This window comes from Nostoc sp. PCC 9305 (assembly GCF_963920915.1).
Lineage (GTDB): Bacteria > Cyanobacteriota > Cyanobacteriia > Cyanobacteriales > Nostocaceae > Nostoc.
In genome coordinates, this window is the sequence record NZ_CAWUDN010000048.1 from 20,894 (window position 1) to 46,093 (window position 25,200).

Sequence of the window (25,200 nt, forward strand, 5' to 3'; positions counted from 1 at the left end):
AGATTCAAAAATGTCAATATTTTTCCCAGTTCCTCAAATTATCAAACCGCGCCCAGATTTAGAATTGACTATTTTCCAATGTCAAGAAATACTTGTGCAATTAGCTAATATCTTACCGGGAGCAGTTTTTCAGCCTCATCAACATCCAGAAAGTCAAATGGGTATGATTTTTAACGGCTGTGTAGAAATCAGTGTCGATGGTAAGAAAGAAATTTTAGAACCATTTGAAAAAGTGTATGTTTCAGGGAGTAATATTCCTCATGGTTCTGTGATTCTTTCTCAAGAACCTATTCTCGGAGTTGAGATGAAATATCTCATAAAATCTCAATTAGATGAACATATTGATGACCCTATCCTCAAGCTAGAGCCTTCAATAGATAAAACTACAGGTTTTCCTTGTAAATTTGGTGCTTGTTCCTGGTTTGAAATAGCGATTCTAGAAATTCCTCCACATGAGAAATTGCCCACATGTATAACTAGTACAGAGGAAATTGGCATTATTCTCAACGATCAATTAAGAATGAAAATAGGTGAGGAAGAAAGACTCCTCGAATATGGTATTGTTTACTATGCTCCCGCAGGTGTTTCTCATGGTGGATATAGCATTTCAGATCGAGCGGTTTCTTTAATTAAAATTTCGCTGCCATGAGATTCCCATTTGGTTGCTTGAGGATAGTAAAAGGCGATTTCTCAATAAATGTAAAGAGGATAAAATTAGGCGATCGCTTTATTCAAAGATCGATAAATCAGCAAGGAGTAAAAATAGTAATGAAAACCCTAAGCGGACTGGAAGGTTTTAGACAAGAAATTGATGTCGTAGATTCTCAGATTATTGAGGCATTAGCCAAGCGGTTTGAAATTTGTAAACGGGTGGCTGAGTTTAAGAAGCAACAAGGAATTCCGATGATGCAACCGGAGCGGGTGCAAGCTGTGAAACAACGTCGTCGGGAACTGGCGATGCAGCATGGGCTAGATGGAGCATTCATGGTTGAACTGTACAGCCTCATCATTCAGGAAACATGCCGTATGGAAGATGAGATTATAGAAGCGCAACCTCAACACCACTGATTTTTCCACAAAACTCATGAGTATGGTTTCTATATCAACAGGACTTACGCAAAATATCTCTCAAACTCTTATTACTCCGTGTTCTCTGTGTCTCTGTGGTTCGATTTTCCGTTACTTGTGCGTAAGTCCTAATCAATTGAAACCAGGCGATCGCTAATTGCATATCACAACTGATTAAGGATTTTTATATGGCTTTAGAATTTTGCTCTTGGACTTACCTGAATGGACGCATCGTCCCAACAGAGCTTGCATGTTTGCCAGCAGATAATCATGCCCTCAATTTTGGAACTGCTGCTTTTGAAGCATTTCGAGTTTACCCCACTCCCAATGGCTCAAAGATATTAGGATTAGATTTACATCTCAACCGACTAAGATTGTCAATGTTATCTTTGGGACTATCCCCTGTAGAACCCGAAGAAATTACCAAAGCATTGTGGCAAACCATAAAACAGAACAATTTACAACAGGGATATGTGCGATTGTTAGTGTATCCAAACGGAAATTGTTTAGCGTTAGATCCTTCTCCATTCCCAACGGCAGCACTGGTTCTAGCTTGGCGCTCTGACAGACCGGGATTTTTACCACCACTGACTTTAGGAATTAGTCATATCCGCCGTCCTTTGCCTGGTTCTAGCCTCTCTAGAGCTAAAATTAGTGGCTTCTATGCTATTGAAGCTGCTGCCGATCGCAACGCTAAAAAACAAGGATTTGACGGTAATCTCATGTTAAATCCAGATGGCACCATCTGCGAAATGACAGGAGCAAATATTTTTATCGTCAAAGATTCTGTTTTGTATACTCCTATTCTTCCTCAGAGTATTGATGGAGTCACAAGGCGTTTGCTGATTGCATTGGCGAGTGAATTGAGTATCCCTGTCAAAGAAGTACCCCTGCCTTTGGGAGACTTAATGGTGGCGGATGAAGTATTTGTTACCGGAACTTATCACGAGATCCGTCCCATTGCAGCGGTGGACGGAAACGCTCTTGGTAGCCAAATTCCCGGCCCTATTACCCAACGGCTACAAGAGCGTTTCCAGAAAATGCTGGACAACGCAGAAGATGAAATAGCCTCCCGTTGGCTGACAGGTTCAGTTTTAGAAACAACTACACCCAAGCCTGTAACTCGACAACCATACCAGATTCGTTCTGCTGAGTTAACCGACATTCATGGCATAGTTGCAGGTGTTTGTTCTTTGGTAGCGGAAATCAGAGGTACTCCAGAATTTCAACTTCCTGCTACAGCAGCAGAAGTTTGTCAGCGTTTGATTGAAGGAAAATATCCTGGTGCTATTTTCGTGGCTAATCCACAAGGGGACAACGACTCTATCATCGGTTTGATTACCTTAAGCGTGCAAGAAACGATTCATGTGGGAAGTTCCTATCTACTAATTCAGGAATTATGGGTTCATCCAGACTATCGAAGTCAAAATATCGGAGACAATCTCATTCAAACTGTTGAAACCTACAGTCGTCAACAAGGAATTTCTCGGATAGAAGTTTGTTTACCAACTCATGAATTTCCTAGCTTTTCTAACACTTACCATTTTTATCAAAAGAGTGGCTTTGAAGATTTTGGCCCTCGAATGCGGAAGATGTTGGAATAGGCAATTTTGCATGGGAATATAATCCCTGAAAGTCCATTAGATTACTAATATAGGACTTACGCAAAAACCCTCTCAAACTCTCATTCCTCCGTGAACTCTGCGCCCTCTGTGGTTCGTTTTCCGTTACCCGTGCGTAAGTCCTATAATACTTTAGTAGAACTCAATAGCTGAAAGCCTTTCAGGGCTTAAATTTCATTATTTTGGCTACAAAGAGTTACTGTTAAGGGACTTCCAAATAAAAAAATATACAACTATTTATTGTGGGGTGGGCGACACGATAGCCCATAGTCAAAGGCGGGCAAGATGCCCACCCCACAAGATTGGATAATTTATTTCTTGGAAGTCCTTAAGGAAAGACATGACAAATACAGATATACGTCTAGGGAAGGTGATGGCATGAGTCATTTGTCGTTGGAGGTGAGCTTGCAAAAAGAAATGCAAGGAGCATCTCCAATCATTGTTACTTCTGAGGGGAATCAAGCTGGTAGAGAAGTTGAAGAGCGCACCCAGTGTATTATTCAAGGTTTACAGCGTCTTCCTGAGTGCAATTTTTCCACAGCAGAGGTTAGCGATCGCTACATTGATACCATTCTCCAACAAATTCATCATCAGGAGTATCTGGAATTTTTAGCTCATTGGAATCGGGCGCTAGTCGGAGAAGAATTACTGTTTGAATATCCCTATGTTGACCGGGGAATTGAGGCAGATACTCCTCTATTTGCAGGTGTCTACGACTTATCTCGTGAAGGAGCTAGAACTGCGATCGCCGCAGCACAACAAATAGCTAAGGGAGCTTCCTTGGCTTATGCTTTGTGCAGACCTCCCGGACATCATGCTGGCCCTGCTTGGTTGGGAGGATATTGTTTTTTAAATAATGCGGTTGCTGCTGTAGTTACTCTTCAGGAATCTGGGATCGGCCCAGTAGGATTGATTGATATAGACTTTCATTTTGGCAATGGTTCTGCTGCTTTACTAGCATCACGACCAGATGTTTGGTTTGGTTCTATTCACAGCTCAACAATACTGAGTTATCCTTACAAAGAAGTTCATCCTGCTAGCGACGGACAAGTTTTCATTCCTTTTTCCCATTCACCTAGTTCAGAAGAATATTTAACCGCAATTGAGCAGCTAATTAAAAAGGCTTTAAGTTTTGGTTGCGCGGCTATGGTTGTTTCGGTTGGCTATGACATTATTATCAACGATCCTCATGGAGGTTGGCATCTACCACCCTCTATTTTCGAGAAAATTGGTCAGATTTTTGCCCAATCATCTATGCCACTTTGTTTAGTGCAGGAGGGAGGCTATCTGTTAACTGCTCTAGATGAATGTGCCTATCAATTTGGCTTGGGATTGTTGGGGTACGATCAAAAGTAGTTGATTTCCAGAGTCCGAAGAAGCAATCTTTGTAGAGACGTTCTCTGGAACGTCTCTACATCAAGTCACCAGGGTATAGATCAATACAGTTCAGATAAGATCAAAACACTTGTAGAGACGGCGATTTATCGCGTCTCAAAAACCCAAAATTTTTGCCAGTAGCCCTTAACCCAAGCGTATTGGGGTATAAGTCGTGAAAATCAAGGAATCAACTCCTCAAGACTGACAACTGTTGTTTAGATATCTGCTCACATAGGTTTCAAATTTTTCTAACACTTCAGGAAAATTTTTTCTTCCAAATCCAATCCGAAATGTATTTCCTTCTATATCAAAAACAGAACCTGGAATAATCAGAACACCTGTATTATCTACTAACTCTTGAGCAAATATGTCTATTGGTGTTGCTATATGCGAATTAACTAATCCTACGCATCCACCAGCAGGACGTACCCAAGAAAAGAGAGTGTGATTGCGACTAAAAAAACTATCGAGTAGGGATAGATTATGGTCAATAATTTCACAATTCCTTTTCAGGACTATATCTTTTGCACGAAGTGCTATGAGAGAAACCACTTCTGAAAGCCCACTATTACAAATGGTTGTATAGTATTTTGTAAACTCAATTGATTTGAGTAGTTCCTTGTTCTGTGTTGCTATCCAGCCTATGCGAAGCCCAGCCATACCAAAGGCTTTACTCATAACACTTAAACTAATTACCTTTGGATACAAACAAGCAAGAGGAACATCCCAAGTCAAACAAGAGCTTCCCAACAATCGATATGCCTCATCAGAAAAAATATACATATCATGACTTGATGCAATATCTATCAAATCTTTGACTTCATTTTCATTAAGTAATGCTCCAGTCGGATTGTTGGGAAAGTTGATAATTATTAATCTTGTGTTTGGTCTAATTGCATCTTTGACTCGATCGAGGTCAAGCTTCCAGCCATGAGCTTCGTCAAGTGCAATTGTCGTAACGCTTCCGGCAAATGATAAAGCTAATGTATGGAGTGATTGATAGCAAGGAGTGACAACTATAGCATGGCTTTCTTTGTTAAGCAGTGAAAAAAAGGTACAAAATATTCCTTCTTCTGCACCTGCACAGCACAATATATTATCTGCTTGTAACCCAGGGTAGAGGTGGGCAATCTCACTTCTTAAAAGAGGACTACCTTGAACTTGAGTGTACCCTAATCGCAATGTTTCCCATATACTCCTTGTTTCATCATCAGCCAATGCTAAAATTTCTTGCAAAGAGAAACTTTCTGCATCGCTACAGCACATCAAATAAGGAGCTTTAAACTCCGTGCGAGAGAAATATTCTTCTAGTTTAAAAGTGGGAAGTTTCATAGTAATAAATAAGATAAATTTTGATGAATGGTTTTAAATAATTCAGCTAATTGATTACAAATTCTCTTTAGCTGGCGTTGCGATACCGCGTTTAACTAGACCCGCTTCAAGTTCCTGAATGAATTTTAAGTCTTCCTCCAATAAAAGCTGGCTTTCGTTAGAAGAAAGATTTTTTTCCAGAAAAGCAAATGCTTGCCGAAATTGACGCGGATTTGCTTTAATTAGCGAGTCAAAGTGACAGGGAATAATCTGCTGAAAATCCCAACTTGCAACTGTATCAGCCCATTTGAGGACTTGGCTTGGTGCTTGAGGAAAAATGAGGATTTGCAAAATCGGGGCGACAAATGGTCGTCCCTGACCTCGTAGAGCGTCGAATGCCTGCTTCCAGTTTTCTTGCCAGCGAAAAGGAAATAAACCAAAGTACGTTTTTAGCGATCGCTGTGGTGCTTTGAGAGCATCACGAAACATCTGTCCGATTGAAGTAACTTCTAAGGCACTTGGACGGAAGTAAATCGCAAACAGTGAAATGCGTTGCCATCCCTTGCGACGGTTGTCTTCATTGTCCTCGATTATCTCCCAGGCATTATCCCTGGCATGAAACAGTAAGGGATAAGGATCTAATTGGAGGATTTCTGGTGGGTCAGCTGGCACAGAAAGGATAGAATCAGTTACAAGCAGAGTGCGCGATCGCTTGTGAAACAATGCAACTTCTGCAAAAGATCCTCGTCCCAAGTCGATGTCCAATATTGCATAGTCAAACTCCAGAGCGAAGGGAGCAAGGCTTGAGTCCTCTGGGAGTTCTTGAGTTCGTTTTTGGGGAAAGCCTAGCCAACTAAGCGGCAGGTTGAACGGGAAACTCCATTGGTGCGGGGCAACAAAGACTTGTGCTTGAGGAAAGCGACGAGCAAAGGGGCCAACGAAGACTTTATGCTCCAGACCAGAACTGGTTGGCAGTATGATGTACTTAACTTCACCGTGCTTTGCTACCAACTCATTAACCAAGCGGACACACTCAGTTGTTGGAGCAACGGGTGCATAGACCAGAAGTCCTCCGGCAGAGAGCTTGACGATAGTCATGCGAATCGGCACGATGGTGTAGAGAATGCCGTGAAGCTGATCGAATGTCCAGATAGTATCCTGAACTATTTCCTGACGAAGTGTCCGCCGCCTGCCGTAGGGGTAAAGTGGGACAGCAGCCCAGAATGGCCATGACCAATCCTTGGGGTTGTTCAAAGGAGACATCCCTCGATCTTGTAGTTCAACCCTCGACTGAGATCCAAGTGAATTCATCGTCGTTCCATTATCCTGGCGCGCGCCAGTTATGAGAGTGCTGTAGTGGCTACTAAGATTGATATAGCACGCTTGTTGAGCATTTTGAAGTATTTCGTGACCGTTTGGCTAAATTATCGTTCAAATCACAGATACCCAATTAGACAATTAGGGGCTTCAATGTAATTTTTCAATGTTGTTAAAGGGTGACATGAGTTGTCCCAACACTGACGACGGCAGTCGTTCGCTTTCTTGCAGCCCAAACTGCCAGTCGCAACGGTTTCCATAGGGCTTTTCAAAGGTTCCAAATAGGATATCCCAAAATGGAAAAAAGTCTGCCAGATTGGCATTATATCGACAGTGAACCGTGTGATGCCACCCATGAAAATTGGGGGTAACGATTAGGTAAGCAAACCACGGAAACTTTTCATTTAGACGCGGAAAGTTCAAATTTGAGTGAGCAAGGTAGATATCAAAGATTAAACTACACGCTAGGGTTAATACATAAGCCTCTTTTGTGATGCCGATAAGATATGCAATCCCTAAATAGCAAATAGTATTTCCTATCCTATGGTTGGGGTGCGCTCTTTGAGAGGAAATAACATTGAATTTGGAGATTCCGTGATGGATCTTGTGAAAACGCCAAAGAAATATAAAAGAATGGTCTAATCGATGAAACCAATATCTTTGGAAGTCTATCAATACTAAAAATACTACCACTTGAAGCCAAATCGGAACTCCTATAGTGACAAGTCCCCAGTTTCCTGTTCCTAATGGAAAATCTTTGAGTAAATGCCCGAACGTGAGTGCTACAACAACTATAGTTGAGAGGTCAGCACAAGCATTAATGCCCAATGTTTCTAATATTTCTTTTGTAGACCAATTATACCAACTCTGAGACCACGGTGCTTCTATCAATAAAATGAGAAGCATTATGCACGGTATCAGCCAATTATACAAAATTACTGTTCTTCCAAACAACAATGTAATTCCTACTATCGCCAAACACAAACAAACTCGCTTCCACTTTGGGGCAACCCAGTCCGCAAATAAGGCTAAACCAAGTAATGCACAGTCCAAAGAAATATTAGTTATAGTTTCAATAGATAAGCTGAACATTAGTATTTTCTCTTAAGCGAGTCTTCTCCCAAGGGGAGACGCTACGCGAACGAGCGTCAAGATTGCTGAATTCTGAATTCTGAATTCTGTATTCTTCTTCATGAAGCTTGAGTCTTTTGAGCAGGAACAATATCTTCTGTCGCTAGTTTCAAGGTTCTAGGGATCTGAATTCCCTGCACTGCAACTCTAGTCACCATGAATAAAGACATCGCCAACCACAACAGATGGACACTCTGTAACTTCCAAGCCAGGGCTGCTGTGGGAATAAACCCTAACCCAGTTGCAATAAAAGCCGCATTTCGGAGTATTAATGCTTCTGCTAAACCAAAGAAATAAGCCTCAATTGAGACGACGAAGGCATACAGCGCCAGTACGCTCATTAGCCAGGGAATATAGCGATCGCTCTGGGTGGTTATTTCCGTATGATTTGTGAGTAGCCCAAATACCGTCTGAGGAAACAGGATGCAGACAAGGGACATGGTAATTGCAAATATCAGAGTCACGCCTACAGAAATGCCAAGTAGTGGCACTATCCGCCTCTGCTCGTTTGTGCCATGAAAGTTGCCTGTCAAAGTTTCTGTTGCATAAGACAAGCCATTGAGTATTTGAATTCCTAGCGTCATCAACTCAAGCAGCAAGACATTTTCTGCAAAGGCGATTCTTCCCATCCCAGCAAACAGATTGGTAAAAGCCCAAAAGGTAAACCCAACTGCCAGTGTCCGCACAAAAAGCTCCCGACTCAGGGCAAAAGTCTCATTCCAGGCAGATTTGTCCCAAAGCTGAGGCGCGACGGCACGGATATCTTGCCACTGGATTTCACTCTTGACCCAAATTAGTGCAAGCACCATCATGAGAAATTGGCTCAAAGCTTGTGCCAAGCCTGCTCCCACGCTGTCCCAACCCGCTCGCAGAATCATCTGGTAACTTAAGACAATGTTAAGGATGTTGCCAAAAGCCGACAAAACCAACACTTTCTGGCTCTGTTCGCGCCCCATCAACCAGCCGAATAGCACCATATTCACCAGAACCGCAGGTACACCCCAAATCCGCATGTTGAAGTAGTCCACTCCGGCCGCTTTCACCTCTGGAGCATTATTCAAGACAATAAACCCCAACTCTCGCAGTGGGTATTGTAGGAGCAAAACAGCAAATCCCAAGCTGAGGGCAATTAAAACATTCCGTAAGCCTAGCAGTAGTACTTCCTCGCGATCGTTCCTTCCAGTCGCCTGAGCAGTTGTGCCAGTCACAGAGAGACGCAAAAAATTGAATGTTCGATAGAAGTAATTAAACAGAACTGTCCCCAGTGCAACGCCAGCTAAATGACGAATGTCTTGCAAGTGTCCTAAAAAGGAAACACTAACCATTCCAGACAACGGCACCATTAAATTGGAGAGCATATTCGCGATCGCTAATCTGAAATAGCGAGGAATCCATCGGTCTTGCAAGTCATTATTTCCTAACATTTAAAATTAGTTAGCTGATGCGATTAGATATTTATAGGACTTACGCAAAAACCCTCTCAAACTCTCATTCCTCCGTGAACTCTGCGCCCTCTGTGGTTCGTTTTCCGTTACCCGTGCGTAAGTCCTAATTTAGCTAATTCGTAGTTCGTTATTTTCGGCGCAACACCACACCAAATTGTCAAATTGGTAATTTTGAATTAGTTGTAATTGAAGAAGAATCCAGAATCAATTAGCGGGGGTCTTAAACTCACTTATTCATCCACCAGTCGTGCATAATTCATACTGAATTCTGACTCCTGAGTTCTGAATTCTGTTTGATAAATCTCCTCCTCATTTAATCACGAATTACGTTAGCGAGGTAGGAACGTTATTACAAATTACGAATTATTTTAACCCCTGTCAAACCCGTTCTTCTATTTGCGTATAATCATAATACCCAAAGATTGCTTCCGGGTGACGATAATGTTTAAACTCTATCAAGTTATAGAAAGGATCTTCTAAAAAAAATGTGTCATGCTCTATAAAAGAATCAGCAAAACGGAGTTCAGGTTTTTGTCTAAAAGTGAGCTTTTGTTGCTCTGCCCTTGAAAGTACTTCTTCCCAATCACTTTTTAAGCTAAAGACAATTCCGCAATGCCTGGGGTATATAGGTTGAGGTACAAGGGTTTCTTTAGTCAAGAAAGCAACAAATTGATGTCCGTGGAGATTAAGAATTAAAAGTTGGCGGTTTTCTCGACCAGGAATACAACCCAAACCATCAACATAGTATGTTTTTGCCAGAGCAAGGTCTGTCACAGGGAAAGTCAGATGAAATAAAGTTTTGTTCATTGCTAAAGACTACTTTCAAAAATTCCAAGTAAGGTAATTAATCGCTTGTTTTAAACTCCTAATAGTATGCTGAAGTAGCCAACAAGATTAGAGGTGTAAATGCATTAATGATATTAATCCCGCAGGCAATAATTCTGCTAAATAAGTAACTATTTTCTGATTATCTTATACAGAGTGCATATTAATTAGTATTTTTCCATCTTTTCTGGAACGCGAAGACTCGAAAACATTTAAAATGTCTCTCAAGGGGAAAGATGAAGTTATAAGTTTTTCAATTCCACAAAGTTTTCCTTTGTGAATCATGGCGATTACGTTATTAAATATGCCATACCCAGAATGTCCGCGAGAACCTACTATTGTATGTGCCCCACTTACAAGACTATTCAAATCTATAAATGCTTCTGACTCTGCCCTACCTAAATAAATAATTTTTCCTCTTTTGGCAATATTTCTTTCCATCATTGGGATGGTATATTTAGCTGCTCCTGCGGCTTCAACTTGGATATCGGCTCCCCAACCTCCTGTAATTTCTTGAACCATTTCCGAAAAATCATTTTTGGAGGCTATATTGTAAGCGTAATCAGCTCCCATTGATTTAGCAATATTGAGTCTTTCTTCAATAGAATCAACTGCTATTACTATTGCTGCACCTGCTGCTTTAAGTAACATCACAGCACCTAGTCCAATTGCTCCTACACCATAGACTATGGCAAATGCACCAGGTAAGAAACCATTTCCCGATATAAAGATACCGTTATAAGCACAACCGATAGGTTCTATTAAAGTACCTATTTTACAAACCTCTTCAAAAGAATATCTTTCTTGTAAGTGATTAAGTTTCCAACAATATTTTGCTTTGAGAGTTATATATTCAGCGAAGCCACCATCTACTGTTAATCCCAACAGTTCTACATTTTCACACTGATTCGGCATTCCTGTGCGGCAAGGAGTACAGTGTCCACACCATAAAATGCTTTCTGTAGTTATAATATCACCCTGGCAAAATCCTTTAACTTCTTGACCAACTTCGACTATTTCACCTGAAAGCTCATGTCCTAAAACAATGGGTAACTTGGTAGGGCCAGAAAATAGAATATACCCTTCTTTATCTGTCTCATAAACGTGAATATCTGACCCACAGACACCGCAATATTTAACCCTTACTAGAAGCTCATCATGCTTAAGAACAGGGAAGCTTTTATCAACAATCTTAAATTGTGGATCTTTCCAAGCAAGGCTCCCTATAACACCTGAATTTTTGTTAAGGTTTTGCTTCTTGGGTGTCCATGTAGCTTCAGCTAGTAACGCTTTCATTAAATAATTTCCAATTACTTGTAATGAATGATTTTTCACAGAGGGATTTCTCACCCCACTCCCGCGATGCCTGCAAGCGGATTGTCTTAGTAAAACACTGGAGCAGAATACTATGGCAGTAGTTTGTGAAGTGGCAAGATATATGTGTTGATTGTGACAAATGCTATGTGAAATTCCTGAAGTATGATTTGAATATGCATATACTCTAAGTTTTTCAATGAAAATACAAGGACAGTTAAGACAATTAAGACAGTTAAGCAAAAAGTTATTAAATCTTTACAAGAAACTGTTGAGCGATCGCCGTTTCAACTACTGGCATATTGCAATACTCGTTCTCACTCCCAATGCCAAGCCATCTCTACGGTTATCTCCTTACCATTGGTGAATTTGATGAATTCTTGTTCTAACGGGGCGACGAAATAGCCTAAAAAGCCTAGTGTGGTAAAACTTACTAGAGAAGACGACTCTCTAAATTACCCAAGTAACCCTTGGGGTCTGTGCGAAATCGATATTGTTCAATTCTGGCTTTGTGGTGTTTTTGCAGTTGATGTATAGATCGCAACATCTAATATTCGAGAATTTCAAAGAGTAAACGGCTTGAAAATACAGAATTGGCGTTCTTCTTAAATTACATATCAATGTATTGGAAATGGGGCTTTAGGCTATTAATCGGATTTTTGGGGCTGTGGCTACTTCTGGATCTGGGTTCCCGTCTGGGAGCAGAGATTTTTTGGTTTCGGGAAGTCGGCTATCTTCAAGTATTTTTGTTGAGGCTGCTGACTCGTGGTATTTTGTGGGTAGTCGTGGCTGGGATAACTGCTGCCTATCTACTGCTAAACCTGGCTTTAGCACAACGGCTAAAATATTCCCAGTCTGTAAAAATTGAGCAAGCAGAACTCAACGGTGAATTAACAAATTTTCTCAGTCCTAATTATCCAAGACGCAATGAAACTCGGATACTTGCGCCACAACGCTTTCAAGCATTAAAATTACGCTGGTTATTACCCTTAACTCTGATATTGAGCTTGTTGATTGGGTTAATGCTGGCTCACTATGGTCAAATTGCTCTTTTCTACTGGCATTCTCCAGTCAATCAGGCTATTCTACCCGTTCCCGCCCTATTTCGACCGGAGACAATCTGGCAGCTTTTGAAGCAGATTGTCTCTCAAGTCTGGTATCTCGGTTTAATTGGGGGAGTAGCGATCACAATTTTAATCTATCCCCAATTTTTACTCACTGCGATCGCAATTCTCTTCAGTCCCATTTTTGCCTTCATCATATTCCGACACTGGCCAAAGGTGCTGGAATATTTGCACCCTACCCTTTTCAACAGCACTGAGCCTTTATTTGGTCGAGATATCAGCTTTTACGTATTTTCCTTACCCTTTTGGGAACTGCTAGAACTCTGGCTGATGGGATTATGTTTGTATGGCTTTGTCGCCGTTACTCTCACTTATCTCTTATCGGCGGATAGTTTGAGTCAGGGAATTTTCCCCGGTTTTTCGCCCCAGCAGCAGCGTCATTTATTCGGCATGGGTGGCTTGTTGATGCTGGTAGTGGCTTTGAGTTATGGGCTGAGTCGCTATGAACTTGTATATTCTAGCCGGGGAGTGAGTTATGGTGCTAGCTATACCGATGTGACAGCCCAGTTGCCAGCTTATACCGTTTTGTGCATTGTGGCAGTAGCGATCGCCTTTTACCTACTTGGGCGAACGTTTTTCTGGAAAGCAAAATCTCAGTATCGTCGTTTTGTCTTTTACGGGTTAGGGGTTTATTTAGTATTAGTTGTAGCTGCTGATGTTGTTTTACCGACTGTGGTGCAATATTTAATTGTTCAACCTAATGAGTTGCAACGAGAGCAACCCTACATTCAGCGGACTATTGCCTTAACTCGCCAAGCATTCGATTTAGAGGCGATCGATGTTAGAAGCTTTAACCCGCAAGGAACATTGACTGAAGCTGATATTCAAAAGAATGACTTGACAATTCGCAATATTCGCCTTTGGGATGAACGACCACTCTTAGAAACTAACCGTCAACTGCAACAAATTCGCCCGTATTATCGGTTTCCCGATGCCGATATCGATCGATATACTCTGAAAACAGATGTAACTTCACGCCGACCCTCTGCCCCGCAAAAGCCACCAGAACCTAAGCAGGAAGCAGTTGAATCAACAGAACGGCGGCAGGTACTAATTGCCGCACGAGAATTAGACTACACTGGCGTACCACAGGAAGCTCAAACATGGGTTAACCGCCATTTAATTTATACCCACGGTTTTGGGTTTACTGTTAGCCCAGTTAATACAGTTGGGGCGGGTGGTCTACCAGAATATTTTGTCAAAGATATTAGCGGTAATAGTAGCGCTCTGACAACTTCTAGTGAAAGCATTCGTGAAAGTATTCCGATTGGGCAACCACGAATTTATTACGGTGAAATCGCCAATACCTATGTAATGACTGGCACAAGAGTTAGAGAGCTAGACTATCCTAGCGGTAGTGACAATGTTTACAACTCTTACGATGGTCTGGGTGGTGTTGAAATCGGTTCAGCATGGCGACGCTGGCTATTTGCCACGTATTTGAAAGATTGGCAGATGGTGCTGACGCGGGACTTTTTGCCAGAGACAAGGGTGCTACTGCGACGAAATGTCAAGGAAAGAATTCAAGCGATCGCACCTTTCCTGAAATTTGACAGCGACCCCTATTTAGTTGCTGCTGGTGCTGCTGATCAAGATTTCCCCAGTAATCCCAGTTATCTTTATTGGATTGTTGATGCTTACACAACGAGCGATCGCTATCCCTACTCAGACACTGGTAGCGATGGTATCAACTACATTCGTAACTCGATCAAGGTAGTGATTGATGCTTACAACGGCAGCGTTAATTTTTATATTGCCGATCGGAGCGACCCGATTATTGCCACTTGGTCAGCGATATTTCCCAATATGTTCAAACCGCTCAATACAATGCCAGTCAATCTCCGCAGTCATACCCGATACCCGGTGGACTTTTTCAAAATTCAATCTGAGCGGTTGATGACTTACCACATGACCGACCCCCAAGTATTTTACAACCGGGAAGACCAGTGGCAGATTCCTAATGAAATCTATGGCAGTGAACCCCGTCCGGTAGAGCCGTATTATTTGATTACTAGTTTACCCACTGTAGACTTTGTTGGCGCAGCCTCTCGTAGAGAAGAATTTCTTCTGTTTTTACCCTACACTCCCAGACAGCGGACTAATTTAATCGCTTGGTTAGCGGCGCGATCGGATGGCAAAAACTACGGTAAGCTGCTGCTATATGTCTTTCCTAAAGAACGCCTGATTTACGGAACAGAGCAAATTGAAGCGCGGATTAACCAAGACCCAGTAATTTCTCAGCAAATTTCCTTGTGGAATCGCCAGGGTTCGAGAGCAATTCAAGGCAATCTACTAGTAATTCCCATTCAGCAATCGCTGCTGTATGTCGAGCCAATCTATCTAGAAGCCACACAGAATAGTCTGCCAACTTTGGTACGGGTAGTAGTTGCCTACGAAAACCGGATTGTCATGGCGCAAACCTTAGAACAAGCATTGCAGGGAATCTTTAAACCAGAAGTTACACCAGCCCCGGCGATTATCCGTCCCTTTGAAGAAGCAGCCCCACCAGGTTAAGCGATTTTAAAACTAAAAAGTTACATAAGTATCAACATAAAAGGAGTTAAAAAAAGCGCATTTTTTTAACTCTATGTTCCCTATGTTATTTCAGTTTTTTCATCTGAAAACTTTCCTTTCAAAATTGCAGTGACTTTTTTACATACCCCCAAACTCCTTTTCCCAAGCTGCACATAAGATTCAAATTATCGTGTAATAACCTGATAATCAAGGGGTAATAGAAAATATCCTACTTTTCCTACCTTTGTTACTCTTTATCTATAATCTTTTCCTATATATGGGCAATTTCCAATCAGCTATGAAGATGAATATTAAAATTAACTTATGAAATATTGCTTATGGAATATTGATAATACACTAAAAAATTATTCACCACTGATGAGCTAGAAAATTTATTATGTCTTTTTTAGATCGGAAAAGTCGATTTTTCAGTAAATTTAATCGCCGAGATTTAAGAACTAGCTATTTAAGTTGGTTCATTATATCTAGCATCTTTTTATTTTTAGGAACTACTGGTAGTGTGGTGCAAGTTAAAACAGCACAGAAGTCAGGTTTCACACTACAACTTTTACATACTTCCGACCAAGAAGCAGGTGTCCCAGCGCTGAAAGATGCACCGAACTTTTCGGCGGTGTTGAATGCACTGAAAAATCAGGATGCTAATCGTGATGGCAAACCCGATTATCCTAATACCTTAATCCTTTCATCTGGAGATGCTTATATTCCCAGTCCCTTCTTATTTGCCAGTGACACAGTTTTTGGTGGTCAGGGGCGGGGAGATATTTTAATTTTAAATGCTCTTGGGTTTGGTGCGATCGCCTTTGGCAATCACGAATTTGACTTAGGTACGGGTGTTGTTGCCGACTTACTCCGTGCTAAAGAAGATTACCCAGGTACAAAATTTCCCTATCTCAGCGCGAATCTCGACTTCAGCACTGATAAAGACCTGGCAAAATTAGTTACTGCTGATGGGCAAGAAGCAAGTAAAATTCCCAATAAAATTGCCCGTAGCACCATAATTACCGTCAACGGTGAAAAAATTGCTGTAGTTGGGGCAACAACTCCCACACTGCGGACTATTTCTTCTCCCGGTGGTGTGACTGTGTTGCCTAAAGAATTTAATGACCGCGATGCCGCAGATATCGCCGCTTTGGCTGCTGAAATTCAAACTTCTGTTGATACGCTGCTAACCAAAAACCCAGAGATTAATAAAGTAATTCTGTTAGCACACATGCAGCAAATTACCATTGAGCAAAAGCTAGCACAATTACTTAAGGGAGTAGATATTATTGTTGCTGGTGGTTCCAATACCTTACTAACCGACAAAACAGACCGTCTGCGCGTGGGTGATAAATCTGCTGGAACTTATCCAATCATCAAAAAAGCCGCAGATGGTAATCCAATAGCTGTAGTTAATACCGATGGAAACTATCGCTATGTTGGTCGTTTAGTAGTTAACTTTGATGCCAATGGTGTGATTATTCCTAAAAGTATTGACCCTAAAATCAGCGGTGCTTATGCGACTGATTCCCAAGGTGTAGCAGCTGTAGGCGGGAAACCCGATGCTAAAATTGTCGCCATTACAGAAGCACTTAAAAAAGTGATTATTGCCCAAGATAGTCAGATTTTTGGGAAAACCAACGTTTTTCTTAACGGCTGGCGGGGTGATGTCCGCACTCAAGAAACCAATTTAGGGAATTTGACAGCCGAAGCTAATTTAGCGATCGCTAAACGATACGATCCTAAAACTATCATTTCTATCAAAAATGGTGGTGGTATCCGTGACAATATCGGTATCTATACCTTTCCCCCAGGTTCGACTCGCTCACAGGATGTTATCAAACTGCCACCCCAAGCAAATCCTGTAGCAGGTAAGAAAGAAAAAGACATTTCTCAACTTGATATCGCCAATGCTTTACGGTTCAACAATGGTTTGACTTTAGTTACTTTGAATGCTAAAGAACTAATAGCAGTAATTGAACACAGTGTAGCAGCGATCGCACCCGGTGCTACCCCTGGTAGTTTTCCCCAAGTTGCAGGATTAGCCTTTAGCTTTGACCCAGATTTGCCAGCAGGTAAGCGTGTTAAATCTCTGGCTATCAAAGATGGGAAAGGCAAAATTATTGATGTAGTGGTGAAAAATGCAGAGTTAGTAGGTGACTCTAATCGCATCTTCCGCGCTGTCACCTTAAACTTTCTAGCAAGTGGTGGTGATGGTTATCCTTTTCCGAAAAGAGAACGGGTTGATTTGATATCAAAAGATGCTAAACGCACAGGTTTAGCTACCTTTGCTGCTGATGGTTCTGAGCAAGATGCATTAGCAGAATACCTGGCTGCTAACTTTAAGCAGATTCCATTTGCTCAGGAGGATGTATCACCTAGCGAAGATACTCGCATTCAAAATCTGAAGTTGCGTAAAGATGTGGTGTTTTAAATCAATGGTTAGAATTCCAGTAATTGATTTCACTAATTTTACTAAGGGAAACGCAATAACTCGGCAAGCTGTCATCAAACAAATCTATGAAGCTTGTCATGAAATTGGCTTCATGTACTTGCAAAATTCAGGAATATCAAAAGACCTGATTGAGGAAGTATTCACTCACAGCAAATCTTTTTTCAATTTACCTTTAGAAGTTAAGCAAAAGCAAGCCTGGAGTGATGAATTTAGTAATATGGGTTACGTTGGGATTGAAAGAGAACGTCTTAACCCCAATCAACCAGGCGACTTAAAAGAGGCATTTAATGTAAACAAAAAAGCAGTAGGAATAGATGCTTCTCTTGTCACCTTTTATGATAATTGCACAGAATTTGCTAATACGATATTACAAGCTTATGCGTTGGCGTTGGAATTGCCAGAAGATTTTTTTACTGTAAGACATAATCAACAAAATCATACCTTGCGCTTACTCCACTATCCGCCATTGCAGACACCACCGAAACTCGGACAGGTGCGTGCTGGTGAGCATTCCGATTATGGCAGTATTACCTTACTTTTCCAAGATGACATTGGCGGGTTAGAAGTACAGACAGCATCTGGAGAGTGGATTGTTGCGCCTACAATTCCTGATACTGTAATAGTCAATACTGGCGATTTAATGCAACGGTGGACAAATCATCGATTTTGCTCAACTAAGCATCGAGTGATGATTCCCACTGATAAAAGAGTGAATCAGTCGCGGTATTCTATGGCTTTTTTCTGTCATCCTAATGATGATACAAAAATTGCTTGTTTGGAGAGTTGCCAGAAAGAACAATCGCCTATCTATCCCCCTATCCTGGCGGGAGAATATCTTTTAAGCCGTTTACAAGCAACTTATGGTAATTCGTAATTCGTAATTCGTAATTCGTAATTAAGAAAGATATTTAATATGAAAACCTACGATTGGATTGTGGTTGGTGGCGGAATTACGGGTGCTGCACTCGCTTATGAACTGGCTAAAAGTGGGTTTTCTGTACTTTTGTTGGAGCAATACAGCAGACCGCAGAATGCAACTCGCTATAGTTATGGTGGGCTTGCCTATTGGTCGGGTACTACACCACTAACTCGGTTATTGTGCGAAGAAGCGATCGCACGTTACCATATCTTATCTCAAGAGTTAGACGCTGATATTCAATTTCGAGAATTAGATTTATTACTGACTATTTCAGCCCATAACAACCCAGAAACAACTGCGGCATTATATAATAATTGTGCCATTCCACCTCGTTTACTCAGTATTCAACAAGCTTGTGAGTTGGAACCGCAGCTAAATCGAGAGGCGATATCTGGGGCTTTAACTGTCAAACACGGTCATATTCACCCAGAAAAAACAGCACAAGCTTACATCCAAGCTTTTGAGCGGGCTGGGGGTGAAATGCAGATTACCCAAGTATTGCAAGTATTGCAACATGGTGTCCAAACCACCACTGCAACTTTCCACAGCGCTAACGTTGTTGTTTGTGCGGGTGGACTCAGCCGCCAGATGCTCAAATCTGCTGGTGTTTCCATCAAGCTGTATTTTACCCACGAAGAAATCATTGAAACCCCAGCCGTTGATGTCAGGTTACGCACCTTAGTTATGCCAGCGAATCAGCAACGGTTTCAACTAGAAGCTGAATCTACTCAAGTTGATGAATTATGGGATGAACTTGGTAATGAGTTAGTACCACCGATTTTAGACGTGGGTGCAATTCAGTTTCAAGATGGTAGTATCCGCATCGGTCAAATTAGCCGTGCGATCGCAGATCCTCAAGCCGAGGTAAACTCAGACGTAAGCGAAAAATGGTTGCGCAAAGGTGTTGGTCAAATTTTACCAGCATTGGAGAATTTACCAGGGACTTGGTATCACTGCTTAGTCGCATTTAGTAGCAATCAACTTCCCTTAATTGGTGCTATTCCAGGATTGGAAGGCGTTCATGTTTTCTCTGGATTTAGTAATCCCCTAGTACTTATACCACCTTTGGCAAAGCGCTTTGCTAATTTTGCAACTGGCCAGGAAGATGAAATTATTAAACAAATGCTAATCTAAAGACCCGCAGTGAAAAACACAAATATTACTGATGCTGGCAGATTAAGCGCTGCACTGATTTTAATTCAATCTCAAACTTGGTTAATTGACAATAGTGCATCTTGTCTGTCTAAATAAACAATTAGAGTTCGCCTAATTTTCAGTAGAGGAACAGCAGCAATGTCTTCCATTGAGGACAACAAAATCATTGCTCAACGGTGGATGGAACTTATTAGCGAGCATAAAATCGAAGAAATTTGCGAAATAACCGCCCCGAATTGGAAAATGCACGGCGGTTTACCGGGACTTCCCCTTGGCCCTGAAGGGGTACGCAAACTCTTTGGTTCATTTGGCCCTATCCAGCAGAAATGGACAATTGAAGACGTAATCGCTGAAGGTGACAAAGTTGTTGTGCGTGCGACTAATACCTGCATTCAGGAGAGTTTTCTTGGCATACCTAGTCGCGGCCGTCAACAGACTTTCACTGCTACGTTCATTCATTACAGCGCTTCCGGCTATTATGCAATATAGTTTTCTCCTTGCCCCTCTCCTATCATTGCTTTCAGCTTTTAGGATGTACCTCATAGCTGCCGAAACTGCTGTATATTGCCGACGGCAAGATAATTGAAACCTGGCGAAACGCTGACGACCTTGGACGGGTTCTTCAGCTTGGGGCACGGATTGAACCAGGAATATCTGAATAATAGCAGTAGTTGATTAAAACTATTGTTGTGTTAACCAGCTATCTGTTAAGCACATACCAGACTTTTGAAAAGAGATAAGTAGGTAGACATAATTAAATATAAAATAAACTCGTAGTTTGTAGTGAGCGATTCATCGCTCAGAGCAAGAATTATCGGGACTAAAGTCCTGACTACAAACAATAAATTTATTTATGCCTAGATACTTGGCAGTTTTTAACTGTCTAGAATCAAAGACGTTCGTGGAAGAGAAAGGTTTTGTTCTTCCATAACGTATTGCATAGATATGAGAATCTTTATAAAGTTAACAAAGCTTAATCTTAAAAAGTTTGTTTTTTATTACAAAAACAAACTTTTTTGTATAAGGCGTCACTTTTTGCTAGTAAACTATCGCACTAATATCACACTTTAAAGATTGATATTGTCAGCTTTCTATAAGTTGGCTAATTCATCAACAGGAAAATTCATAAAAAGATGAGAAGACAATTTAACCGACGCAAGTTTATAATTTACGGTTCTTTAACTTTTGGAAGCAGCTTTTTTTTGAAAGCTTGCGCGAATAATTCTCCAACTGCTACACAGAGTCCAGCCGCAACTCCTACGACTTCACCAGCGGCGGCGACTGCTGGTGACACGATCAAAGTAGGTATTTTGCACTCTCTGAGTGGTACGATGTCTATTAGTGAAAAAAGCGTTGTTGATGCTGAAAAGTTAGCAATCAAAGAAATTAACGCTGCTGGTGGTGTCTTAGGTAAACAAATTGAAGCAATTACCGAAGATGGTGCTTCTAACTGGGATACTTTTAGAGAAAAAGCAACTAAGCTAATCGATCAAGATAAAGTTGCTGTAGTCTTTGGTTGTTGGACTTCTGCTAGTCGCAAGAATGTTAAGCCAGTATTCGAGAGCAAAAACCACATGCTCTGGTATCCTGTGCAATATGAAGGTCAAGAGTGTTCTAAAAATATTTTCTACACTGGCGCTGCACCAAATCAACAAATTGAACCATCTGTTGATTGGCTGTTAAAAAATAAGGGCAAAGAATTCTTCTTAGTTGGCTCTGATTACGTTTTTCCCCGGACAGCTAATACCATCATTAAAGCTCAACTAGAAGCTTTAGGCGGAAAAACAGTTGGTGAAGATTATTTACCTCTTGGTAACACAGAAGTTACACCAATTATCACTAAAATAAAGCAAAACTTGCCCAATGGTGGCGTGATTTACAACACCTTAAATGGTGATAGTAATGTTGCTTTCTTCAAACAATTAAAAGGGGCTGGATTGACACCAGATAAATATCCCTCTATGTCTGTAAGTATTGCCGAAGAAGAAGTCAAAGCAATTGGTGTAGAGTATCTCAAAGGTCATTATGCAGCTTGGAACTATTTCCAAACAGTAGACACCCCTGCTAATAAGAAGTTTGTAGCAGCTTTCAAAAAAGAATACGGTGAGAATCGGGTGACAAATGACCCAATGGAAGCAGCATACATTGCAGTTTATTTGTGGAAGCAAGCAGTACAAAAAGCTGGTAGTACAGATATAGCTAAGGTAAGTGCTGCGGCTTATGGTCAAACTCTAGATGCGCCTGAAGGTAAAGTGACAATGGATGCTAATCATCACATATCCAAAATTGTGCGGATTGGTCAAGTTAGGCAAGATGGTTTATTTGATATTGTCTATGCTACTCCGACAGCAGTTGAACCAGTTCCTTGGAATCAATTTGTGAAAGAAACTAAGGGATTTGCTTGTGATTGGAGTGACCCTGCTAAGGGTGGTAAGTTCAAGAAAGCTTAAATAATTCGTAATTCGTAATTCGTAATTCGTAATTAATTACAAATTACGAATTAGTCAATTTTTTCTCGTTTCGTCTGAGACTGGGAACGAGGTACATGAGGTACTAACTATTAGCTGATAGTTTTTGTGGAGAAATAAGTGTTAGCAGGATTTTTAGAAGCTGTATTTAATGGTATTAGTATTGGCGCGGTATTATTGATTGCCGCGTTGGGACTAGCCATTATATTTGGATTGATGGGCGTCATCAATATGGCGCATGGTGAATTAATGATGTTCGGCGCTTATACAACATTTGTTGTGCAAAATGTTTGTAAGCAATTGGGCGGGGTGTGGTTTGAAGTCTATATATTTTTGGCTTTGATTATTGCGTTTATATTCACGGCTGCTGTGGGATTAATTTTAGAAAGAGGTGTAATTCGTTATCTCTATGGACGGCCATTAGAAACTCTATTGGCAACTTGGGGAGTAAGTTTAATTTTTCAGCAGTTTGTTCGCAGTGTGAATTGGGTATTGGTAATTGGTCTAGGCTTATTTTCTCTGCTGTTTTTTGGAGGTTTATGGATTTTAAATTCCCGCACAGATTTAGGAAGGGTTCGTAACTGGATTGTGGCGGTGATATTTTTATTATCGCTGGGGGTGACAATCACAACGGGCAATTTATTGAGTCAAACTTATCAGTTAGCAGTAACTCAACCTTGGTTTGGCGCTCAAAATGTAGATGTAACAGCACCGACTTGGTTACAAGCAGGGATATCTTTAGGTGGTGTGCAATTACCCTTTGCCAGATTATTTATTATTGCTTTAACAATAATCTGTGTGGCAGGAATTTATGTATTTTTACAACGTTCTAGCTGGGGTTTAAGAATTCGGGCGGTGACGCAAAACCGGAGTATGAGCGCTTGTTTGGGTATTCCAACTCAAAAGGTGGACGCGATTACTTTTGCGCTGGGTTCGGGTTTAGCTGGTGTGGCGGGATGTGCGATTAGTTTGCTTGGTTCTGTGGGGCCAAATACTGGGCAAAACTATATTATTGATACTTTTATGGTGGTTGTCGTTGGGGGTGTGGGCAATTTAGCCGGGACGATTGTGGCGGCGTTGGGTATTGGCACGGCTAATTTTTTAATTGGTTCTGGGACTCTGGCTTTGTTGTTGAGTCCTGTTAAACCTTTGGCTGATTTGTTTACTTTTTTTGCAACGACGAGTATGGCGAAGGTGATGGTATTTGCGCTGATTATTGTGTTTTTACAGTGGAAGCCTGGGGGGATTTTTCCGCAGAAGGGACGTACTGTTGATGTTTAACGAACCGCAGAGACGCAGAGGACGCAGAGAATGAAGAAGAGGGGAGGAGGGTTATTAATTGAGGTGGGGGTGACGATCGCGATCGCACTTTTCCTTATAATTATCATGCCACTTGTGCTGTCGGAGTTTCGCCTGAATTTGTTGGGGCGATTTCTGTCGCTGGCGATCGCAGCTTTGGGTATCGATCTGATTTGGGGGTATACTGGTTTATTGAGTTTGGGACATGGTATTTTCTTTGGTTTGGGTGGATATGCGATCGCAATGTACCTGAAGTTGCAAGTCCCTACTGGAGAATTGCCTGATTTCATGGGGCTTTATGGGGTTACGGAACTTCCCGCCTTTTGGCAACCTTTTTATTCTTTTCCTTTGACAATAGCTGCTGTGGTACTAATTCCGGGGTTATTGGCGGGTTTGTTGGGATATTTGGTTTTCCGTAATCGCCTCAAGGGTGTTTATTTTTCTATCTTGACTCAAGCCGGAACTATTGTATTTTTCAACTTCTTTAATGGTCAACAACAATTTTTCAACGGCACGAACGGACTGATAGATTTTACAACTTTGTTTGGCGCAACGGTGAGCGATGCCAAAACACAGTTTATTTTCTACACGCTGACGGTAGTGTTTCTTGCAGCCACCTACGGTATTTGTCGCTGGTTGACAACTGGACGCTTTGGGAGGTTGTTGATAGCGATTCGGGATGATGAAAGTCGGGTAAGATTTTCTGGCTATGACCCTACAGATTTTAAGGTGTTGGTGTTTGCAGTTTCCGGTGCGATCGCAGGTATAGCAGGAGCATTTTACACCATTCAAAGTGGTTCTGTATCACCCAGAGCAATGGATATTGCCTTTTCGATTGAAATGGTAATTTGGGTAGCTGTAGGCGGACGCGCTACTTTAATTGGGGCGATTGTCGGAACTTTGTTAGTCAATTATGCCCGCACTTTTTTAAGCGAACAATTTGCCGAAATCTGGCTATTTTTCCAAGGCGCACTATTTTTGATAGTCGTCACAGTCCTTCCTGACGGTATCGTGGGATGGTTGCGTAGTCAGAATATTTCTCTTTTCCACCGTCGTCAAGAAATTGCTACATATCCCACCTTGGAAGAAGACCCGGAAGTGCAACATGAACGCGAAAATATTGGAAACTGAAAATGTAACTGTTAGCTTTGACGGTTTTAAGGCTTTAAACCAGCTTAATTTTAGTATGGATGTGGGTGAATTACGAGTAGTAATTGGCCCCAATGGTGCGGGAAAGACGACGTTTTTGGATGTAATTACCGGGAAAGTTCAGCCAACCGTGGGGCGAGTTTTATTCAAAGGAAGAAACCTGCGTTCTTTACCTGAATATAAAATTGCCCGATTGGGAATTGGACGCAAGTTTCAAACACCTCGAATTTACTTAAACTTAACGCCCCGTGAAAATCTAGAAATTACTAGTAACAAGAAGAAAAATGTCTTTTCTACTTTGTTTGAACGTTCTAATGCTATTGAAAAGAATAATATTAAAGGATTATTAGAAACCATCGGTTTAACGCCAAAAGCCGATATCAGGGCAGGTTTACTTTCTCACGGAGAAAAACAACGTTTAGAAATTGGGATGTTAGTAGCACAGTCTCCAGATTTATTACTTGTTGACGAACCCGTTGCGGGTTTAACAGATGAAGAAACCTACAACATCGGCGAACTACTTTTAGCATTAGCGCAGAGTCATTCAATTTTAGTAATTGAACATGATATGGAATTTGTGCGTCAAATTGCCAAGAAAGTAACAGTATTACATGAAGGTTCGGTGCTATGCGAAGGTAATTTTGAAGAAGTGCAAAATGACTCTCGTGTAATTGAGGTTTATTTGGGAAAACAAGAAGAATGAAAAA

Annotated in this window: 20 protein-coding genes; 14 read left to right on the forward strand and 6 right to left on the reverse strand. The window is 41.3% G+C overall.

Features of this window, described 5'->3' with window-relative positions; genetic code table 11:
• The first annotated feature begins 10 nt into the window (after window positions 1–10).
• From ACM0OX_RS18745 to ACM0OX_RS18760, 4 genes are all read left to right on the forward strand, one after another.
• A complete protein-coding gene (locus ACM0OX_RS18745; protein WP_414516571.1) occupies window positions 11–649 on the forward strand; it encodes a cupin domain-containing protein in 639 nt (212 codons plus the stop codon).
• Window positions 650–768: 119 nt separating this feature from the next.
• Window positions 769–1,068 (forward strand): chorismate mutase, encoded by a 300-nt coding sequence (locus ACM0OX_RS18750; RefSeq protein ID WP_414516572.1) that lies wholly within the window; start codon window positions 769–771, stop codon window positions 1,066–1,068.
• Window positions 1,069–1,256: 188 nt separating this feature from the next.
• Complete coding sequence (locus tag ACM0OX_RS18755; protein WP_414516573.1) at window positions 1,257–2,672, forward strand: GNAT family N-acetyltransferase; 1,416 nt, start codon at window positions 1,257–1,259, stop codon at window positions 2,670–2,672.
• A 396-nt stretch (window positions 2,673–3,068) separates the two neighbouring features.
• Entirely contained in the window at window positions 3,069–4,046 is a 978-nt protein-coding gene (locus ACM0OX_RS18760; protein WP_414516574.1) for a hypothetical protein, read from the forward strand.
• 216 nt (window positions 4,047–4,262) lie between these two features.
• Here ACM0OX_RS18760 and ACM0OX_RS18765 read toward each other — a convergent pair whose 3' ends face one another.
• The 6 genes from ACM0OX_RS18765 to iolM form a co-directional block, all read right to left on the reverse strand.
• Window positions 4,263–5,399, reverse strand: a complete 1,137-nt coding sequence (locus tag ACM0OX_RS18765; RefSeq protein ID WP_414516575.1) for an aminotransferase class I/II-fold pyridoxal phosphate-dependent enzyme — start codon at window positions 5,397–5,399, stop codon at window positions 4,263–4,265.
• A gap of 54 nt (window positions 5,400–5,453) precedes the next feature.
• On the reverse strand, window positions 5,454–6,689 hold the full coding sequence (locus ACM0OX_RS18770) for a DUF4336 domain-containing protein (protein ID WP_414516576.1): 1,236 nt from the start codon (window positions 6,687–6,689) through the stop codon (window positions 5,454–5,456).
• A gap of 156 nt (window positions 6,690–6,845) precedes the next feature.
• The gene (locus ACM0OX_RS18775) at window positions 6,846–7,601 is read right to left on the reverse strand and encodes a sterol desaturase family protein (RefSeq protein ID WP_414516577.1); all 756 of its coding nucleotides are present in this window, start codon (window positions 7,599–7,601) and stop codon (window positions 6,846–6,848) included.
• Between the two features lie 284 nt (window positions 7,602–7,885).
• Window positions 7,886–9,250, reverse strand: coding sequence for a guanitoxin biosynthesis MATE family efflux transporter GntT (gene gntT / locus ACM0OX_RS18780; RefSeq protein ID WP_414516578.1), 1,365 nt, complete (start codon window positions 9,248–9,250; stop codon window positions 7,886–7,888).
• Window positions 9,251–9,649: 399 nt separating this feature from the next.
• Entirely contained in the window at window positions 9,650–10,078 is a 429-nt protein-coding gene (locus ACM0OX_RS18785; RefSeq protein ID WP_334843000.1) for a VOC family protein, read from the reverse strand.
• A gap of 165 nt (window positions 10,079–10,243) precedes the next feature.
• On the reverse strand, window positions 10,244–11,431 hold the full coding sequence (gene iolM / locus ACM0OX_RS18790) for a scyllo-inosose 3-dehydrogenase (protein ID WP_414516579.1): 1,188 nt from the start codon (window positions 11,429–11,431) through the stop codon (window positions 10,244–10,246).
• Window positions 11,432–11,609: 178 nt separating this feature from the next.
• Here iolM and ACM0OX_RS18795 point away from each other — a divergent pair, with 178 nt between their 5' ends.
• From ACM0OX_RS18795 to urtD, 10 genes are all read left to right on the forward strand, one after another.
• Complete coding sequence (locus tag ACM0OX_RS18795; protein ID WP_414516580.1) at window positions 11,610–11,777, forward strand: hypothetical protein; 168 nt, start codon at window positions 11,610–11,612, stop codon at window positions 11,775–11,777.
• Window positions 11,778–12,030: 253 nt separating this feature from the next.
• Complete coding sequence (locus ACM0OX_RS18800) at window positions 12,031–15,048, forward strand: UPF0182 family protein (RefSeq protein ID WP_414516581.1); 3,018 nt, start codon at window positions 12,031–12,033, stop codon at window positions 15,046–15,048.
• Window positions 15,049–15,445: 397 nt separating this feature from the next.
• Window positions 15,446–17,482, forward strand: coding sequence for a bifunctional metallophosphatase/5'-nucleotidase (locus tag ACM0OX_RS18805; protein WP_414516582.1), 2,037 nt, complete (start codon window positions 15,446–15,448; stop codon window positions 17,480–17,482).
• 4 nt (window positions 17,483–17,486) lie between these two features.
• Complete coding sequence (locus tag ACM0OX_RS18810; protein WP_414516583.1) at window positions 17,487–18,377, forward strand: isopenicillin N synthase family dioxygenase; 891 nt, start codon at window positions 17,487–17,489, stop codon at window positions 18,375–18,377.
• Window positions 18,378–18,416: 39 nt separating this feature from the next.
• Complete coding sequence (locus ACM0OX_RS18815; RefSeq protein ID WP_414516584.1) at window positions 18,417–19,556, forward strand: NAD(P)/FAD-dependent oxidoreductase; 1,140 nt, start codon at window positions 18,417–18,419, stop codon at window positions 19,554–19,556.
• Window positions 19,557–19,715: 159 nt separating this feature from the next.
• Entirely contained in the window at window positions 19,716–20,066 is a 351-nt protein-coding gene (locus ACM0OX_RS18820) for an ester cyclase (protein ID WP_414516585.1), read from the forward strand.
• Between the two features lie 644 nt (window positions 20,067–20,710).
• A complete protein-coding gene (urtA, locus tag ACM0OX_RS18825; protein WP_414516586.1) occupies window positions 20,711–22,027 on the forward strand; it encodes an urea ABC transporter substrate-binding protein in 1,317 nt (438 codons plus the stop codon).
• A gap of 138 nt (window positions 22,028–22,165) precedes the next feature.
• Entirely contained in the window at window positions 22,166–23,326 is a 1,161-nt protein-coding gene (gene urtB, locus ACM0OX_RS18830; protein WP_414516587.1) for an urea ABC transporter permease subunit UrtB, read from the forward strand.
• 30 nt (window positions 23,327–23,356) lie between these two features.
• Window positions 23,357–24,475, forward strand: coding sequence for an urea ABC transporter permease subunit UrtC (gene urtC, locus ACM0OX_RS18835; RefSeq protein ID WP_414516588.1), 1,119 nt, complete (start codon window positions 23,357–23,359; stop codon window positions 24,473–24,475).
• Window positions 24,450–25,196: an urea ABC transporter ATP-binding protein UrtD gene (gene urtD / locus ACM0OX_RS18840; protein WP_414516589.1), complete on the forward strand. Its 747-nt coding sequence runs from the start codon at window positions 24,450–24,452 to the stop codon at window positions 25,194–25,196. The genes urtC and urtD overlap by 26 nt, the downstream gene beginning before the upstream one ends.
• Window positions 25,197–25,200 lie beyond the last annotated feature (4 nt).

Bases quoted from the DNA above. Each gene is read 5' to 3' on its own strand.
- ACM0OX_RS18745 (WP_414516571.1), top strand. From the start codon at position 11: ATGTCAATATTTTTCCCAGTTCCTCAAATTATCAAACCGCGCCCAGAT.
- ACM0OX_RS18750 (WP_414516572.1), top strand. From the start codon at position 769: ATGAAAACCCTAAGCGGACTGGAAGGTTTTAGACAAGAAATTGATGTC.
- ACM0OX_RS18755 (WP_414516573.1), top strand. From the start codon at position 1,257: ATGGCTTTAGAATTTTGCTCTTGGACTTACCTGAATGGACGCATCGTC.
- ACM0OX_RS18760 (WP_414516574.1), top strand. From the start codon at position 3,069: ATGAGTCATTTGTCGTTGGAGGTGAGCTTGCAAAAAGAAATGCAAGGA.
- ACM0OX_RS18765 (WP_414516575.1), bottom strand. From the start codon at position 5,399: ATGAAACTTCCCACTTTTAAACTAGAAGAATATTTCTCTCGCACGGAG.
- ACM0OX_RS18770 (WP_414516576.1), bottom strand. From the start codon at position 6,689: ATGAATTCACTTGGATCTCAGTCGAGGGTTGAACTACAAGATCGAGGG.
- ACM0OX_RS18775 (WP_414516577.1), bottom strand. From the start codon at position 7,601: ATGCTTCTCATTTTATTGATAGAAGCACCGTGGTCTCAGAGTTGGTAT.
- gntT (WP_414516578.1), bottom strand. From the start codon at position 9,250: ATGTTAGGAAATAATGACTTGCAAGACCGATGGATTCCTCGCTATTTC.
- ACM0OX_RS18785 (WP_334843000.1), bottom strand. From the start codon at position 10,078: ATGAACAAAACTTTATTTCATCTGACTTTCCCTGTGACAGACCTTGCT.
- ACM0OX_RS18795 (WP_414516580.1), top strand. From the start codon at position 11,610: ATGAAAATACAAGGACAGTTAAGACAATTAAGACAGTTAAGCAAAAAG.
- ACM0OX_RS18800 (WP_414516581.1), top strand. From the start codon at position 12,031: ATGTATTGGAAATGGGGCTTTAGGCTATTAATCGGATTTTTGGGGCTG.
- ACM0OX_RS18805 (WP_414516582.1), top strand. From the start codon at position 15,446: ATGTCTTTTTTAGATCGGAAAAGTCGATTTTTCAGTAAATTTAATCGC.
- ACM0OX_RS18810 (WP_414516583.1), top strand. From the start codon at position 17,487: ATGGTTAGAATTCCAGTAATTGATTTCACTAATTTTACTAAGGGAAAC.
- ACM0OX_RS18815 (WP_414516584.1), top strand. From the start codon at position 18,417: ATGAAAACCTACGATTGGATTGTGGTTGGTGGCGGAATTACGGGTGCT.
- ACM0OX_RS18820 (WP_414516585.1), top strand. From the start codon at position 19,716: ATGTCTTCCATTGAGGACAACAAAATCATTGCTCAACGGTGGATGGAA.
- urtA (WP_414516586.1), top strand. From the start codon at position 20,711: ATGAGAAGACAATTTAACCGACGCAAGTTTATAATTTACGGTTCTTTA.
- urtC (WP_414516588.1), top strand. From the start codon at position 23,357: ATGAAGAAGAGGGGAGGAGGGTTATTAATTGAGGTGGGGGTGACGATC.
- urtD (WP_414516589.1), top strand. From the start codon at position 24,450: ATGAACGCGAAAATATTGGAAACTGAAAATGTAACTGTTAGCTTTGAC.